The 14,318-nt window shown below is 70.0% G+C and carries 16 protein-coding genes; 12 read left to right on the top strand and 4 right to left on the bottom strand.

Translation table 11 applies throughout. The features are described 5' to 3' along the window. Window positions 1-22: 22 nt before the first annotated feature. Window positions 23-439 carry a MarR family winged helix-turn-helix transcriptional regulator gene (locus OHA84_RS16480; RefSeq protein WP_053675347.1) on the bottom strand — a complete coding sequence of 139 codons (417 nt, stop codon included), beginning with the start codon at window positions 437-439 and terminating at the stop codon, window positions 23-25. A gap of 177 nt (window positions 440-616) precedes the next feature. Here OHA84_RS16480 and OHA84_RS16475 point away from each other — a divergent pair, with 177 nt between their 5' ends. Both OHA84_RS16475 and OHA84_RS16470 read left to right on the top strand, forming a co-directional pair. Beyond that, window positions 617-988: a cupin domain-containing protein gene (locus tag OHA84_RS16475; protein WP_053675341.1), complete on the top strand. Its 372-nt coding sequence runs from the start codon at window positions 617-619 to the stop codon at window positions 986-988. Window positions 989-1,481: 493 nt separating this feature from the next. After that, window positions 1,482-2,765, top strand: a complete 1,284-nt coding sequence (locus OHA84_RS16470; protein ID WP_266971040.1) for a serine hydrolase — start codon at window positions 1,482-1,484, stop codon at window positions 2,763-2,765. A 32-nt stretch (window positions 2,766-2,797) separates the two neighbouring features. Here the strand turns inward: OHA84_RS16470 and OHA84_RS16465 are convergent, their stop codons facing one another. Then, window positions 2,798-3,157 carry a PLD nuclease N-terminal domain-containing protein gene (locus OHA84_RS16465; RefSeq protein ID WP_266971042.1) on the bottom strand — a complete coding sequence of 120 codons (360 nt, stop codon included), beginning with the start codon at window positions 3,155-3,157 and terminating at the stop codon, window positions 2,798-2,800. A gap of 90 nt (window positions 3,158-3,247) precedes the next feature. On the opposite strand from OHA84_RS16465, the gene OHA84_RS16460 reads away from it, so the two are divergent. From OHA84_RS16460 to mqnP, 3 genes are read left to right on the top strand one after another with little or no spacing between them, the layout of a single operon-like run. Further along, complete coding sequence (locus OHA84_RS16460) at window positions 3,248-4,702, top strand: menaquinone biosynthesis decarboxylase (RefSeq protein ID WP_053682484.1); 1,455 nt, start codon at window positions 3,248-3,250, stop codon at window positions 4,700-4,702. Further along, on the top strand, window positions 4,699-5,169 hold the full coding sequence (locus OHA84_RS16455; protein ID WP_053682485.1) for a hypothetical protein: 471 nt from the start codon (window positions 4,699-4,701) through the stop codon (window positions 5,167-5,169). The genes OHA84_RS16460 and OHA84_RS16455 overlap by 4 nt, the downstream gene beginning before the upstream one ends. Further along, complete coding sequence (mqnP, locus tag OHA84_RS16450) at window positions 5,166-6,089, top strand: menaquinone biosynthesis prenyltransferase MqnP (protein WP_266947901.1); 924 nt, start codon at window positions 5,166-5,168, stop codon at window positions 6,087-6,089. Before OHA84_RS16455 ends, mqnP begins: the two co-directional genes overlap by 4 nt. Here mqnP and OHA84_RS16445 read toward each other — a convergent pair. After that, the gene (locus OHA84_RS16445) at window positions 6,086-6,697 is read right to left on the bottom strand and encodes a rhomboid family intramembrane serine protease (protein WP_266947899.1); all 612 of its coding nucleotides are present in this window, start codon (window positions 6,695-6,697) and stop codon (window positions 6,086-6,088) included. The genes mqnP and OHA84_RS16445 overlap by 4 nt on opposite strands. A gap of 90 nt (window positions 6,698-6,787) precedes the next feature. On the opposite strand from OHA84_RS16445, the gene OHA84_RS16440 reads away from it, so the two are divergent. Beyond that, a complete protein-coding gene (locus tag OHA84_RS16440; RefSeq protein ID WP_053682488.1) occupies window positions 6,788-7,477 on the top strand; it encodes a UbiX family flavin prenyltransferase in 690 nt (229 codons plus the stop codon). Here OHA84_RS16440 and OHA84_RS16435 read toward each other — a convergent pair. Beyond that, window positions 7,474-7,608, bottom strand: coding sequence for a hypothetical protein (locus tag OHA84_RS16435; protein WP_266947896.1), 135 nt, complete (start codon window positions 7,606-7,608; stop codon window positions 7,474-7,476). The genes OHA84_RS16440 and OHA84_RS16435 overlap by 4 nt on opposite strands. A gap of 125 nt (window positions 7,609-7,733) precedes the next feature. Between OHA84_RS16435 and OHA84_RS16430 the strand changes: the two genes are divergently transcribed. The 6 genes from OHA84_RS16430 to OHA84_RS16405 all read left to right on the top strand — a co-directional run bounded on the left by OHA84_RS16430 (window position 7,734) and on the right by OHA84_RS16405 (window position 13,847). Continuing rightward, a complete protein-coding gene (locus tag OHA84_RS16430) occupies window positions 7,734-8,189 on the top strand; it encodes an Lrp/AsnC family transcriptional regulator (RefSeq protein ID WP_053682489.1) in 456 nt (151 codons plus the stop codon). A gap of 78 nt (window positions 8,190-8,267) precedes the next feature. Further along, complete coding sequence (gene mqnE, locus OHA84_RS16425; protein WP_053682490.1) at window positions 8,268-9,431, top strand: aminofutalosine synthase MqnE; 1,164 nt, start codon at window positions 8,268-8,270, stop codon at window positions 9,429-9,431. A 154-nt stretch (window positions 9,432-9,585) separates the two neighbouring features. After that, entirely contained in the window at window positions 9,586-10,110 is a 525-nt protein-coding gene (locus OHA84_RS16420; RefSeq protein WP_266971045.1) for a GNAT family N-acetyltransferase, read from the top strand. A 673-nt stretch (window positions 10,111-10,783) separates the two neighbouring features. Continuing rightward, complete coding sequence (locus OHA84_RS16415; protein ID WP_266971046.1) at window positions 10,784-11,728, top strand: hypothetical protein; 945 nt, start codon at window positions 10,784-10,786, stop codon at window positions 11,726-11,728. A 63-nt stretch (window positions 11,729-11,791) separates the two neighbouring features. Next, complete coding sequence (locus tag OHA84_RS16410) at window positions 11,792-12,100, top strand: DUF4229 domain-containing protein (protein WP_266971047.1); 309 nt, start codon at window positions 11,792-11,794, stop codon at window positions 12,098-12,100. A 403-nt stretch (window positions 12,101-12,503) separates the two neighbouring features. Then, window positions 12,504-13,847 (top strand): dicarboxylate/amino acid:cation symporter, encoded by a 1,344-nt coding sequence (locus OHA84_RS16405; RefSeq protein ID WP_053682492.1) that lies wholly within the window; start codon window positions 12,504-12,506, stop codon window positions 13,845-13,847. Window positions 13,848-14,318 lie beyond the last annotated feature (471 nt).

Genomic DNA, 14,318 nt, shown 5'->3' with positions numbered 1-14,318 from the left:
TCGGTCAGGGGGGCGGCGGGGTTCACCACACCGGCCGCAGGGCCGGGAGCGGGCCGTCCCCGTGCAGGGCGCGGACGACCCGGGTGAGTTCGTGCCGCAGCGCCGGGAGGTCGGCGGCGCCGCCGAGTTCGGCCTCCAGCTCGTGCATGATCGCGCCCGCGACGTTCAGGTGGTCGTAGGCCGCACGGGTCAGGACGACCAGCTTGCGGCGGCCGCCCCCGGGGTGGGGCTCGCGCCGTACGTACCCGCGTCGCTCCAGGTCGTCGACCATCTGCCCGGCGGCCTGCTTGGTCACCCCGAGTCGCTCGGCGAGCTCGGTGGCGGTGGCGCCGGGCCCCTTGAGGACCTGGAAGGCCATGCCGTGCAGGGGGCGCAGGTCGCCTTCGCCGACGGCGGTGAGGCGGCGGGTGAACTCGGCCAGCAGGAGCTGGAACCCCATCCCGACGAGGAGGGTCAGCTCGATGCCGGGATCTTCGCTCCCGTGGCCGCGGTGTCCGGGGTCGCCGTTGCCGGCTTCGGTTCTGGTCACGGGATTCATGGTGACACGGGTGAGTCAACCTGCTTTACTCGGATCAGCGAGTAAAGCAGCTTTACTCATCTTGGAGAGGACTCCGTCATGCGCGTGATCCACCCTTCCCCCGACCACGTCACCGTCACCCCGAACGCCACGATGACCGGCCACGCCGCCCCCAGCCGGGGCAGCGCCGAACTGAGCACCTGGTACGTCGACATGCCCGCCGGGAGCGCCGGCCCCGAGCACTCCGTCACCCGCGAGCAGGTCTGGACGGTCACCTCGGGCACCCTGGAGGTCACCTCCGGGGGCCGCACCGAGACGGTCGCCGCGGGCCGGACCCTGGTCCTGCCGCCCGACGTGTCCCGCCGCATCAGCTCCCCCGAACGGTTCGAGGCCCACGTCGCCATGCGCGCCGACGGCATCGTCTCCGTCACCGGCACGGAAGGCACCCGGACCCTGCCCTGGGCCGTGTGACCTGGCAGGGCGGGGCCCGGGTGCCGCCGTCGGGCGCTCAGGCCCCCACCGGCTTGGGCGCCGGACCCGACTCGGGGGCCCCGGCCGCCGACGAACATCCGCCGCCGCCCGAACAGGTCGGCGGCGCGACCGCCCAACAGCATGCTCCAGCGCCTGGAGCGCCGCATCGGCGCGCCGCTCTCGGACCCGTACGGGCAGTTGCGCAGCGGTGACTTCGACGTCGCCTTCGCCGAGTTCCCGGTGCGCGAATCGGACCCGGGGGAGGGGCCGGTGCTGTCTCGGACGCCGAGCCCGCCGGTTACGGCCTGGTCTGGCGCGCGGCCGACAACTCGGGCGCGGTACGGGCCTTCGCGAGCGCGGCGCTCGACGCGGTGGGACGGGGCACGGCGGGCCGAGGGGCCGCGCCGGGGGCCGCCCGCGCTGATAAAATTGGGTGATTTCATGCCAGAAGGGTCAGAAGGGGGGCGGCGAACGCAACGGCTGTGGTGATCGCATGAGGAGTTCCCGAGCGGCCTGGCTCGCACCCTGCGTGGCCCTCGTGATCGCGGGCGGCGCCGTCCCCGCCGGATCGACCGCCACGGCGGCGACCAACCCCCCGCCCCCGCCCGCCGCGGCGACGAACCCCCCGACCCCCGCGGCATCCGCCCTCAAGCCGATCGACCCGGCCGCCTTCCAGGCCGCCGTGGCCCGCGCCGCGAAGAAGCTCTCGGTGCCCGGCGCGGTCGTCCTGTTGCGGACCCCCCAGGGAACCTTCCGGGCGATCGTCGGCACGAGCGAACTCGGCGAGAACACCCCGCCGGACACGCGCGACCACTTCCGCATCGCCTCCAACACCAAGACGATGACGTCCGCACTGATCATGCTGCTGGCCCAGGACGGCGCGCTCCGGCTCACCGACCCGGTGTCCGACTACGTCCCGGGCGTGCCGAACGGCGCGCACATCACCCTCGCCGACCTGCTGAGGATGCGCAGCGGGCTCTACAACTACACCGACGCTCCCGCGCTCGCGGCGACCCTCGACGCCGACCCGGGGAAGGCGTGGACCCCCCGGGAGGTCCTGGACATCGCCTTCAGGCATCCGCCGAACTTCGCGCCCGACGCGTCCTTCGAGTACTCCAACACCAACTACGCCCTGCTCGGACTGGTCGCCGAGAAGGCCGGCGGTCGGCCCCTGGCCGAGCAGCTCCGGGACCGGCTGTTCGCCCCGCTCGCACTGGAGGGCACCAAGCTGCCGGACATCCACGACCGGTCGCTGCCCGACCCCTTCGCGCACGGCTACATGTACGGCGGATCGTCCTACGCGCTGGTCGACAAGCCCTACCCCGCCGAGATGCGCGAGGCGGCGACGACGGGCAGGCTCCGGCCGATCGACTACACGTTCCAGAACCCCTCGTACGCCACCGCCGCCGGTGGGGTCGTGTCCACGGCGCGGGACCTGGCCAACTGGATCCGGGCACTGGTGTCGGGCAAGGTCCTGAACGCCGCGACTCAGAAGCAGTGGCTGGGCAGCCCGCGGTCCGAGGGCCCGGACGCGCACGGGCAGGAGTACGGCTACGGCATCGCGCACCAGCGGTTCGCCCCGAACGCCGCCATGTACTACCACGGCGGTGAACTCCCGGGGTTCAACTCCTTCATCGGGCACGACCCGGACAACGACGTCACGCTCGTGATCTGGACGAACCTGACCGTGGCACCCGACGGGCGGGCCACGGCCATCGCCCTGCTGCCCACGGTCCTCGACCAGGTCTACGCCGGGCTCGACCTGCCGACCGGCTAGCCCCGGGTCCGTGTGCGGCCCGCGCCCGCGCCCTAGTCCTTGTCGCGGTCCCGGTCCCGGTCCGTGTCCTTCTCGCGGTCCGCGTCCTTCTCGGCGTCCTTCTCCTCGTCCCGCCCCCTGGTGCGGTCCTGCTCCTCGCGCAGCGAGTTCAGGAACTCCGGGTTGTCGTCGGGCGCGACCCACTGCGTGCGGCGGGCCCGGCCGGCGGACGCCTGCCGCTTCTTGCCCGAGTACAGCCAGACGATCGCCCCGACGATCGGGAACAGCAGGATGATGAGGACCCAGACCACCTTCTGCAGGTGCTTGACCTCCTCCTCCGGCGTGTTCAGACAGTCGATGAAGGCATAGACGGTCAGCGCGATGAGAAGCAGGAACGGCAGATAGCGCAGCACGGTGCGGGACCGACTCCCAGGCAGTGGCGGCGGGGCCGCGTCGGGCCCCGGTGACGCTCCCAGGGTAGAGGGTGACGGATACTGGGCCCCATGGCTTACGACGATCTCCGCTCGCTGCTCCGGGCTCTGGAGCGGGAGGGCGACCTCAAGCGCATCAAGGCCGAAGTCGACCCGTATCTGGAGATCGGGGAGATCGTCGACAGAGTGAACAAAGCGGGCGGGCCCGCGCTGCTCTTCGAGAACGTCAAGGGCTCGGCGATGCCGCTGGCCATGAACGTCTTCGGTACCGACCGCCGGCTCCTGAAGGCCCTCGGCCTGAAGTCGTACGCGGAGATCAGCGAGAAGATCGGCGGACTGCTCAAGCCCGAGCTGCCCCAGGGGTTCATCGGCGTTCGCGAGGCCTTCGGCAAGCTCGGCTCGATGGTGCACGTGCCGCCGCGGAAGGTGAAGGGCGACGCGCCCGTCCAGGAGGTCGTGCTCACCGGCGACGACGTGGACCTGGACCTGCTGCCGGCCCTCTTCACCTGGCCCAAGGACGGCGGGTCCTTCTTCAACCTCGGTCTGACGCACACCAAGCACCCGGAGACGGGCGTGCGCAACCTCGGCCTGTACCGCCTCCAGCGCCACGACAAGCGCACCATCGGCATGCACTGGCAGATCCACAAGGACAGCCGCAACCACTACGCGGTCGCCGCGGCCCGGGGCGAGCGGCTGCCCGTCGCCATCGCCTTCGGGTGCCCGCCGGCCGTGACGTACGCGTCCACCGCGCCGCTGCCCGGCGACATCGACGAGTACCTCTTCGCCGGCTTCGTGGCGGGCAAGCGCATCGAGATGGTCGACTGCAAGACGGTCCCCCTCCAGGTGCCGGCGAACGCCGAGGTCGTCATCGAGGGCTGGTTGGAGCCGGGCGAGATGCTGCCCGAGGGCCCCTTCGGCGACCACACCGGTTTCTACACGCCGCAGGAACCGTTCCCCGCGCTGACGATCGACTGCGTGACGATGCGCAAGCGTCCGCTGCTCCAGTCGATCGTCGTCGGCCGTCCGCCGACCGAGGACGGTCCGCTCGGTCGTGCCACCGAACGCTTCTTCCTGCCCCTGCTCAAGATCATCGTGCCGGACATCGTGGACTACCACCTCCCCGAGTCGGGCGGCTTCCACAACTGCGCGATCGTCTCGATCGACAAGAAGTACCCCAAGCACGCGCAGAAGGTCATGCACGCCATCTGGGGCGCCCACATGATGTCGCTGACCAAGCTGATCATCGTGGTGGACAAGGACTGCGACGTCCACGATCTCCACGAGGTCTCCTGGCGGGCCCTGGGCAACACCGACTACTCCCGCGACCTGACCGTCGTCGAAGGACCCGTCGACCACCTCGACCACGCCTCCTACCAGCAGTTCTGGGGCGGCAAGGCGGGGATCGACGCGACGCGGAAGCTGCCCGAGGAGGGCTACACCCGGGACGGCGGCTGGCCCGACATGGTGGAGTCCGACCCGGCGACGGCGGCTCTCGTGGACAGCCGCTGGAAGGAGTACGGACTGTGAGCCCGATCGCGGTGGGCGGCCCCGAGCTCTTCATCGGGAACGACACCACCTACGTGGCGCTCGTGCGCCCGGAACTCGACGCGGCGGACGAGGCAGTCCGGGCGGCGGCCGAGCAGGCCGGCGTCTCGCCGGAGGAGTTCGCCGGCCCCGGGAACGTCTGGGCGCTGCTCACCGACGTCGAGGACGGCGAGGGCGACGGCTTCGAACTGCCGGGCCTGCGCGACATCGAGGCCGAGGACTTCGCGGAGCGGCTCCTCGCCGGCCTCGCCGGGGCCGCGCCGTTCACCGTCGAAGCGGGCGACGTGCTGCGCCTGGAGGGCCGCCCGACGGGCGACGACTGGGCCTTCACCGCCCACGTCACCCCGCCCGAGGGCCACGACGGGCCGGCGCAGACCCTGGAGACCGGGCCGCTGCCCGGCGCACGACTGCTGGCCGACATCGAAGCGTTCCGGAGGAGTCTCGTATGACCTCGGCAGCCGAAGGCGTCGTCGGCCCCGGCCCGGCGCCGCAGACCGGCAACAAGGCGAAGGCCTTCCTGCGCCTCGTGATGATCGAGCACTCGGTCTTCGCGCTGCCCTTCGCCTACATCGCCGCCCTGACCGCGATGTTCGAGCTCGACGGGACCGTGCACTGGGGCAAGCTGGTGCTCGTCACCGTCTGCATGGTGGGGCTGCGGACCTTCGCGATGGCCGCCAACCGGATCATCGACCGGGAGATCGACGCCCGCAACCCGCGCACCGCCGGGCGTGAGCTCGTCACCGGCGCCGTGTCGGTGCGGACCGCCTGGACGGGGGCCGGCGTCGCGCTGGTCGTGTTCCTCGGCTCGGCGGCGCTGCTGAACCCGCTGTGCCTGATGCTGGCACCGCTCGCGGTGGTCCCGATGGTGGTCTACCCGTACGGGAAGCGCTTCACGGACTTCCCGCACGCCATCCTGGGCCTGGCCCAGGCGATCGGGCCGATCGGCGCCTGGCTGGCGATCACCGGCGAGTGGTCCTGGGACGCGGTGATCCTCGGCCTCGCGGTCGGCGTGTGGATCGGCGGCTTCGACCTGATCTTCGGCTGCCAGGACGTGGCGGCCGACCGTGCGGAGGGCGTCCGCTCGGTCCCGGCCCGCTTCGGCATCCCGGCGGCCCTGTGGGGCGCGCGCGGGGCGCACGTGGTGACCACCGGCCTGCTGGCCTGGTACGCGGTGGCGACGGACGCGGGCCCGATCTTCTGGTTCGGGCTGCTGATCGTCGTCGCGGCCTTCGTCTACGAGCACACCATCGTGAAGCCGCACGACCTGTCCCGCCTGAACCGGGCCTTCTTCACGGTGAACGGCTTCATCGGCATCGCGCTGTTCGTCTGCGCGCTGCTGGACCTCGTGGTGCGGGGCCTGACGCTCTAGACCGCCTGGGGGAGCGCCGCGTGGCGGTCGGGGCGGCGGAGGAACAGGGCCGTGACCACGCCCGCCACGAGGCCGCAGAGGTGTCCCTGCCAGCTGACCCCGGGGGTCATGGGCAGGATGCCGGACAGGGCGGTGGCACCCCAGTAGAGGCCGATCGCCAGTCCCACCGCGATGCCGAGGACCCTGCGTTCGACGAAGCCGCGGACGACGACGTAGCCGAAGAGCCCGAAGACCACGCCGGAGGCGCCGGCGGTGAGGGTGTTCGGCGGTGAGATCAGCCAGGTGCCGAGGCCGTCGGCCGCGATGATCAGGGCGCAGACGGCCAGAAAGCGACGGATGCCGCCGAGGGCGGCGACGAAGCCGAACACCAGCAGCGGAACGCTGTTGGCCGCCACGTGATCGAAGCCGAAGTGCAGGAACGCCGCCAGGGGGACCCGCAGCAGGCTCCCCGGCTCGCGTGCCTCGATCCCGTACGCGTCGAGCGCGTGACCGGTGGCGAAGTCGACCGCCTCTATCAGCCAGAGCAGCGCCACCCATCCCAGCATCAACTGGGCGGCGGCCTTGGCCCGGTCGGTCCGGGTCCATGTCTCGTCCACGCTCGTGCTCACCGCTGCCCCCTCGTCCGCGCATCCCACCCCCTGGGACGTGCGGACACCTTATCGAGTGCCCGCGTGCCGTGGCCGGATAGTCTCGGAGGTATGACTGAGGGCAAGCGCACCCCGTGGGTGGTCGGGGTTTCCGGTGCGTCCGGGACGCCGTACGCGGCGGCGGTGATCCGGGGACTCCTCGCGGCGGGCGAGGGCGTGGACCTGGTGGTGAGCCGGGCCTCCCGGCTCACCCTGTTGGACGAGACCGGGATCGCCTTCCGCGACGCGCACTGGCGGGCCGATCTGGCCGAGTGGCTGGAGCGCGGGGCGGACGGCAAGCCGGGCACCTTCGCGGGGATCGACCTGGACGGCGTACGCCACTGGGCGGCGGGGGACCTGGCGGCCGGACCGAGCTCGGGCTCGTACCCCGTCAAGGGGATGCTGATCGTGCCGGCGTCGACGGCCTGCGTGGCGGGGGTCGCGCTGGGGCTGTCGAAGGACCTGCTCCAGCGGGTCGCGAGCGTGACGCTCAAGGAGCGGCGCCGACTGGTGGTCGCGGTGCGCGAGACCCCGCTGAGCGGACAGACGTTGAAGCAGTTGGTGGCGCTGGACGAGGCGGGCGCGATCGTGCTGCCCGCCTCTCCGGCCTTCTACGCGGGTGCGACGCACATCCAGGATCTGGTGGACTTCGTCGCGGGGCGAGTGCTGGACGCGGCAGGGGTGCCGCACCGGCTGTATCGCCGTTGGGAGGGGGAGCTGGGAGGCTCCCGCGCTCCCCAGGGGGCAGGCGGCGGTGACTAGCGCTTCTTGGCGCTGCGCGGCTTGCGGGTCTTGTCCACGCGGTGTGCGGCGGACGGCTGGTCGGTGCGGGATCGGTTGGCCAGCTCCTGGAGCTGTCGCATGTGCGCGTAGGCCATCTCGATCGTGTACACGGTGAAAACCACTCCTGAAGATCGTCATTGATCTGTTGAAAAGATTCACAGGGTGTTGACCCTGTGTGCCTTAGATTCTATACCTAGACTTGCAGGATCGCCGAATAATGGAAGGCTCCATACAAATGGACACGGTGGACAGGCAGCTCATCCAGGCACTCCGGGAGAACGGGCGTGCCTCGTACGCGGAGCTGGGCCGTCTCGTGGGTCTCTCCGGCCCCAGCGTCACCGACCGGATCAACCGCCTGGAGACCGCGGGCGTGATCACGGGCTACCGCGCGACCGTGGACTCGGCCTCGCTCGGTCTCGGCGTCACGGCGCTGATCGGCATCTCCCTCTCCGACGCCGCCGACCACGAGGACGTGGCGCGCCGGCTCAAGGACCTGCCGGAGATCGAGGACTGCTGGTTCATCGCGGGCGACGACTCCTTCATGTTGAAGGCGCGCGCCAGCGACGTGGACGGCCTGGAGAAGATCATCCGGAGGCTGTCCGGCACCAAGGGCGTCTCCCGCACCCGCACCACGATCGTGCTCTCCACGAAGTGGGAGAACCGGGTCGGGGAGCTGCCCGAGGAGGCCTGAGAGTACGGTGGGTCGCGGCGGTTGCAGGCAGTGCGGGACATGTAGTGCAGTGCAGGACACGTAGAGGAGACGACCGGGATGGACGCTGGGCTCAAGCGCGAGCTGGAGGAGAAGGTCCGCTCCGGCGAGCGGCTGACGCGTGAGGACGGCATCGCCCTCTACGAGTCGGACGACCTGGCCTGGCTCGGCGGCCTCGCCCACGAGGTGCGCACGCGCAAGAACGGCGACGTCGTCCACTTCAACGTCAACCGTCACCTCAACATGACGAACGTGTGCACCGCGTCCTGCGCCTACTGCTCGTTCCAGCGCAAGCCGGGCGAGAAGGACGCGTACACGATGCGCATCGAGGAGGCCGTCCGCCTGGCGAAGGCCATGGAGAACGACAACCTCACCGAGCTGCACATCGTCAACGGCCTGCACCCGACCCTGCCGTGGCGCTACTACCCGCGCTCGCTCTCCGCGCTCAAGGAGGCGCTGCCGAGCGTCTCGCTGAAGGCGTTCACGGCCACCGAGATCCACCACTTCGAGACGATCTCCGGAATGTCGGCCTCCGACATCCTGGACGAGCTGATCGAGGCGGGCCTGGAGTCGCTGACCGGCGGCGGCGCCGAGATCTTCGACTGGGAGGTGCGGCAGCACATCGTCGACCACCGCACCCACTGGGAAGACTGGTCGCGCATCCACCGACTGGCGCACTCCAAGGGGCTGAAGACCCCCGCGACGATGCTCTACGGGCACATCGAGGAGCCGCGCCACCGGGTGGACCACGTGCTGCGACTGCGCGAGCTCCAGGACGAGACCGGCGGTTTCCAGGTCTTCATCCCGCTGCGCTACCAGCACGACTTCGTGGACATGAAGGACGGCAAGGTCCGCAACAAGCTCCAGGCGCGGACGACGATGGCGACGGGCGCCGAGGCGCTGAAGACCTTCGCCGTGTCCCGACTGCTCTTCGACAACGTGCCGCACGTCAAGGTGTTCTGGGTGATGCACGGCGTGCAGACCGCACAGCTCGCGCTCCAGCACGGCGCGGACGACATGGACGGCTCGGTCGTCGAGTACAAGATCACGCACGACGCCGACAACTACGGCACCCCGAACAAGCTGGGTCGCGACGACCTCCTGGAGCTCATCCGCGAGGCCGGCTTCCGCCCGGTCGAGCGGAACACGCGCTACGAGATCATCCGCGAGTACCCGGGCCCGGAGGCGGGCCTGCGCGAGACGCCGCAGGCCATGCGCGTCTGACGCGCCGTACTCCGCATCCCGCGCCGCACTCCGCATTCCGAGCCGCTTCGTCGGCCCGCCGTCAGGCCCCGGTCCCGCAAGGGATCGGGGTCTGACGCGTGTGCGGCCGTCAACCTCTTTGCCCGACAGCGCGTGTAATGGTTAAGCTTCCACTATGGCCCTTACCTTCACCTTCGATCCCGTGATCGACACGGCCCTGCGCGACGGGATCATCGAGCTCTGGACCGACGTCACCAACGCCGGCGGCGCGGTGGGGTTCGTGCCGCCCGTGACCGCCGACGTCGTGCGGCCCGAACTGGTCAAGCACCTCGCGCCCCTCGCCGAGGGCCGGATGCGCCTCCTCGTCGGACGCGACGAGGACGGCCGCGTCGCCGCCACCGTGTTCCTCGCCTTCAACGCCCACCGCCTCCAGCGGCACTGGGTCTGGGCGTACACCGTGATGGTCGCCCCCGCCCTCCAGGGGCGGGGCGCCGGCCGGGAGCTGATGGCGGCCCTCGCCGACTCCGCGCGCGCCCTCGACGGCATCGAGGCCATCCGCCTCGGCGCCCGCGGCGGCCTCGGTCTGGAGCGCTTCTACGCGGCCTGCGGCTACAAGGAGGTCGGCCGCGTCCCCGACGCCATCCGCGTCGCACCCGGTGACGACCGCGACGACATCACCTTCCTGCTGCCGCTGCACTGATTCCCGCCGCCTCCGCCGTACTGACCCCGGCGGGCCGGGGAACAACCAAGAAATGGGGTGGAACGTGGAGGGTGCCGCAGGCGCGTCGCGGTGGGATCAGCGTGCAGTCGCTTCCATAGAGGTGAACGGAGGGGAAGCAGACTTCGGGCTGTTCGAGCAAGAGCTTCAGGCGCGGGTGTGGCAGGTGTTGGACCAACGAGACACTCCGGCCATGACGTCGTCGGCGACGGGCGGTCGCCGCTACATCGTCGAGGTCAGGTTTCCCGGATCCGCGATCCGCGCCGCTACGGCCGCGCGCGAGCACTTGGAGGCCGTCTCTGATCGGCTGGGTCTGGACCTTGTCGTCATCGCCGTCCAGCCGGTCGAGAGGGATCCCGTCGAGCTGCCCCTCTGGTATGTGTACGAGAAGGGTACGAGTGGTCTCCCAGGTGCTGGGACACCCGCTAGGCGCTTGCGTGAGCGTCTCGGAGCGTGGTCCGCCCTCACTCTCGGCACCAGGGACACGGGCCGGCAGGTGCGTGCGGTGGACGAGGCGGCGGCCATGGCCGTGGCCGTCCGCCCGATGCCCGGTGCGCACTCCCCGACCGACGTAGGTGTACGCCACTCCATGAACGCCAGACCCCGTACGGTCACGGACCCGCTTCTGCGGCGTGGGCCCACGAGGCGGCTCGGCATGATGCGATATCCGGCCTTCGTCGCGCTGCTCAGTGGAGCCTGGATCGCTGCGTTCGGACGCGCGGGTGGCGGGTACTGGTGGCCGGTGGCTCCGCTCCTGCTCGCGGCGCTGTGTGCAGCTGTCCTGATCGCCCAGCGGTCTATTGATCGCTCGTCAGCGGCGGCTGCCTACGGGCTCGGGGCATTCGCGGTCATCGGCGCGGCGGCCTTCGGCGCGTTCACCGTACTGACGGCGCCAGACAAGTCCATGGGCTTTGGAACCGTTGTGATCGGCATGATGCTGGGCTACTGGGTGATCACCGGTATGCGCCTTCTGGCGCGTCAGTCGAGCTGGGATCGCATGCTTCCGTGGCTGCTGCCCGCTGCACTGTCCATCGTTCCTCTGGGGCTGACCGGCCTCGGGCTTTCCCTTCCCGCCCTGTATCTCGACGCCTTCGATCTCGATCTTGAAGATGTGGACGTGCCATCCACTATGCGCCTGCTGGCGGCGCTGAAGGTCCTGGCTGCTGCGTCGATCTGGCTCCTTGCACCCGCTCTGCTCGGCTATATGCGCCACACGCACCACATGATCAGCGCTCGTTGGATGGGCTATTCCGCTGCCGTCTTCGCCAGCATCCTGGCCCTTCTCACGGGGGTGGTCGGACTCGCCTTCCTCCCGGCCGTGTCGGAGGGGCAGCGTGCTGTCGCAGAGGCCTCCAAGGGCGGCACGCCCACCCGCTACTTCGGTATCAGGCCCGAATGGGTCTGCGTCTCGACGGTCAAGGACCTGGCCCAGGTGCCGGTCGACGGCGGGACGCTCGACCCGAACCGCTCGTATCTCTCGCTCGGAGACGCGGGCGGAACAGCGGTCCTGTGGGATGCGAAGAGCGCGGCGACGCTCAAGATCCCCTTGTCTTTCCTGCGGATCGTCCCCGTGGACAACCCCCGGCCGCCTTGCCCGTAGGCCCGGCGTGCTTCACTGGACGGGCACGTGCCGATGTACGAAGACGAGAGAGAAGGGGTCACCGTGTCCCTCAAGCCGAGCGCGACGATCCGCTACACCGCGATGCGCCTGGGCATCTTCGTCGGATGCCTCGTCCTCGTCGCCGCACTGGTGCGTCTGGGCTGGGTGCCCTCCGGGCTGGGCGACGCCAACGTCGCGTGGCTCGTGCTGCTCGCCCTCGTGCTGTCCGCGCCGCTCTCCTTCGTACTGCTGCGCAGGCAGCGTGACGAGATGTCCGTGCAGATCTCCGGACGCGTCGCGGGTGCGAAGGAGAAGCTGGCCGCGAACCGCAGCCAGGAGGACTCGGCCGATGACGCGGCCCGCGTGAGCTAGTCCCCGGGGGCTCGGGCCCCTGTTGGTTTCATCACACACCGAACCGCCCCAGCAACGGGAATACCGCCCGTAACGCTGGGGCGTTGGTGTTTCCCGGAACGGTCGGCGCGAGTCCCGCGCCGGCCTGGCTCAAAGGGCGCCTTTGAGAATCTCAAAGGCGAAGTGTTAGCGTGTTCAACATGTTGACCACAGCTGCGCACCAGATGACCGCGAGCGTCCCGCTCGTGGCGCGCCTGCACGTCGACCTCTGCCGCCGCGTGTCCGCGGCCTGTTGCTGTCGCTGAACCGTTGTCACCGAGTTGAGCTGAATCGATACAGCAGCGGTCCCGGCCGGCCCCCTTCTGGCTGCCGCACCGCATCACCGCAGAACCACCACCCCGTTTCCCTGTGCGTCCCCCGGAGAGTGTCCGTGTCCGAGACCCCCCAGGCCCAGGCTCCCGCCAAGGCCAGGTTCAAGTTCCCCTTCTGGGCGCAGATCGTCACCGGTCTCGTGCTCGGTGTCCTGTTCGGTTGGCTCGCCAAGAGTCAGGACGTCAGCTGGCTCAAGACCACCCTGGAGCAGGTCGGCGACATCTTCGTCCAGCTGCTGAAGCTGGCCGTCGCCCCGCTCGTCTTCTTCGCGATCCTGGTGTCCATCACCAACCTGCGGAAGGTGAACAACGCCGCCCGGCTCGCCTCCCGCACCCTGCTCTGGTTCATGATCACGTCGCTGATCGCGGTGGGCATAGGCCTCGCCATCGGCCTCCTGACCAACCCGGGCGCCGGCACCGGCCTCACTCCGCAGGACGGCAAGCTGCCCAAGCACCAGGGCTCCTGGATCGACTTCCTGACCGGCATCGTCCCCACCGACGTCATCACGCCGTTCACCGAGCTGAACGTGCTCCAGATCGTCTTCATGGCCGCCGTCGCCGGCATCGCCGCCCTCCAGCTCGGCAGCAAGGCGCAGCCCGTCCTGAGCCTCGCCGAGTCCGTGCTGGAGCTCCTGCAGAAGGCCCTGTGGTGGGTCATCCGCCTCGCGCCCATCGGCACCGTCGGCCTCATCGGCACCGCCATCGCCACCTACGGCTGGGACCTGATCGGCAAGTACGCCACCTTCACCGCCGACGTCTACATCGGCTCGGCGCTCGTGATGTTCGGCGTCTACCCGCTGCTCCTCGCCACGGTCGCCAAGGTCAACCCGATCCAGTTCTTCAAGGGCGCCTGGCCGGCCATCCAGCTGGCCTTCGTCTCCCGCTCCTCGGTCGGCACCATGCCGGTCACCCAGAAGGTCACCGAGCGCCTCGGCGTCCCGAAGGAGTACGCGAGTTTCGCGGTCCCGTTCGGCGCCACCACCAAGATGGACGGCTGCGCCGCGATCTACCCGGCGCTCGCCGCGATCTTCATCGCGCAGATCTTCGACGTGCAGCTGGGCATCAAGGAGTACGTGCTCATCGCCTTCGTGTCGGTGGTCGGTTCCGCCGCCACGGCCGGTCTGACGGGCGCCACGGTCATGCTGACCCTGACCCTCTCCACGCTGGGCCTGCCCCTGGAGGGCGTGGGCCTGCTGATGGCGATCGACCCGATCCTCGACATGATGCGCACCGCCACCAACGTGGCCGGCCAGGCCGTCGTCCCGGTCATCGTCTCGGCCCGCGAGGGGATCCTGGACAAGGAGGCCTACGCCACCGCGTCGTCCTCCCCGCTCGACGAGCCGTCCGAGGAGCGTGCCGACGAGCGCGCCGAGGCACCGGTTGCGGTCGCGGCCTGACCGCCTGGCCGTCTGACCGCTTGAACGCCTGGCCGTCGGACCGCCTGACCGCTTGATTGCCGGATCCGTCCGGCCGTGCGGGTGCTCGCCGCTCGCAGGACGCGTACTCATCGCGGCCCCCGCCCCCGTCCGGGCGGGGGCCGCGGTGTTTTTCCCGTACCCGGGGGCGTGCCGGTGCTTCGTGTCCCGGTTGCTCGGCCGGCCGCCGGTGTCGGGTGCCCGCGGGGCTCCCGTCCGGGTGATTTCCCGAGGGTGTTTTGGGGTGATTGTCCCCACGAAAGGCCAGGTCGGAGCCGGATCTCGGTCAACCGGGACCTGGCGCGTCTGGACCCTTGTACTTCCAAGTACGGAGAGGGTGAAATGACCCCGACCAACCCTCCCGGCCTCCCGTCGCTCGGACGGGTGAACCATGCCAACCGGGCTGGATTTCGGTGGGGTTGCCTGACATATGCTCGCCGCGACAACTCCAGA

The sequence above is a fragment of the Streptomyces sp. NBC_00513 genome, from assembly GCF_041431415.1.
Lineage (GTDB): Bacteria > Actinomycetota > Actinomycetes > Streptomycetales > Streptomycetaceae > Streptomyces.
The sequence above is the reverse complement of the archived record's forward strand: the minus strand, read 5'-3'. Positions and strand labels throughout refer to the sequence as shown.

Bases quoted from the DNA above. Each gene is read 5' to 3' on its own strand.
- OHA84_RS16475 (WP_053675341.1), top strand. From the start codon at position 617: ATGCGCGTGATCCACCCTTCCCCCGACCACGTCACCGTCACCCCGAAC.
- mqnP (WP_266947901.1), top strand. From the start codon at position 5,166: ATGACCTCGGCAGCCGAAGGCGTCGTCGGCCCCGGCCCGGCGCCGCAG.
- OHA84_RS16460 (WP_053682484.1), top strand. From the start codon at position 3,248: ATGGCTTACGACGATCTCCGCTCGCTGCTCCGGGCTCTGGAGCGGGAG.
- OHA84_RS16440 (WP_053682488.1), top strand. From the start codon at position 6,788: ATGACTGAGGGCAAGCGCACCCCGTGGGTGGTCGGGGTTTCCGGTGCG.
- OHA84_RS16420 (WP_266971045.1), top strand. From the start codon at position 9,586: ATGGCCCTTACCTTCACCTTCGATCCCGTGATCGACACGGCCCTGCGC.
- OHA84_RS16480 (WP_053675347.1), bottom strand. From the start codon at position 439: ATGGGGTTCCAGCTCCTGCTGGCCGAGTTCACCCGCCGCCTCACCGCC.
- mqnE (WP_053682490.1), top strand. From the start codon at position 8,268: ATGGACGCTGGGCTCAAGCGCGAGCTGGAGGAGAAGGTCCGCTCCGGC.
- OHA84_RS16470 (WP_266971040.1), top strand. From the start codon at position 1,482: ATGAGGAGTTCCCGAGCGGCCTGGCTCGCACCCTGCGTGGCCCTCGTG.
- OHA84_RS16415 (WP_266971046.1), top strand. From the start codon at position 10,784: ATGATGCGATATCCGGCCTTCGTCGCGCTGCTCAGTGGAGCCTGGATC.
- OHA84_RS16430 (WP_053682489.1), top strand. From the start codon at position 7,734: ATGGACACGGTGGACAGGCAGCTCATCCAGGCACTCCGGGAGAACGGG.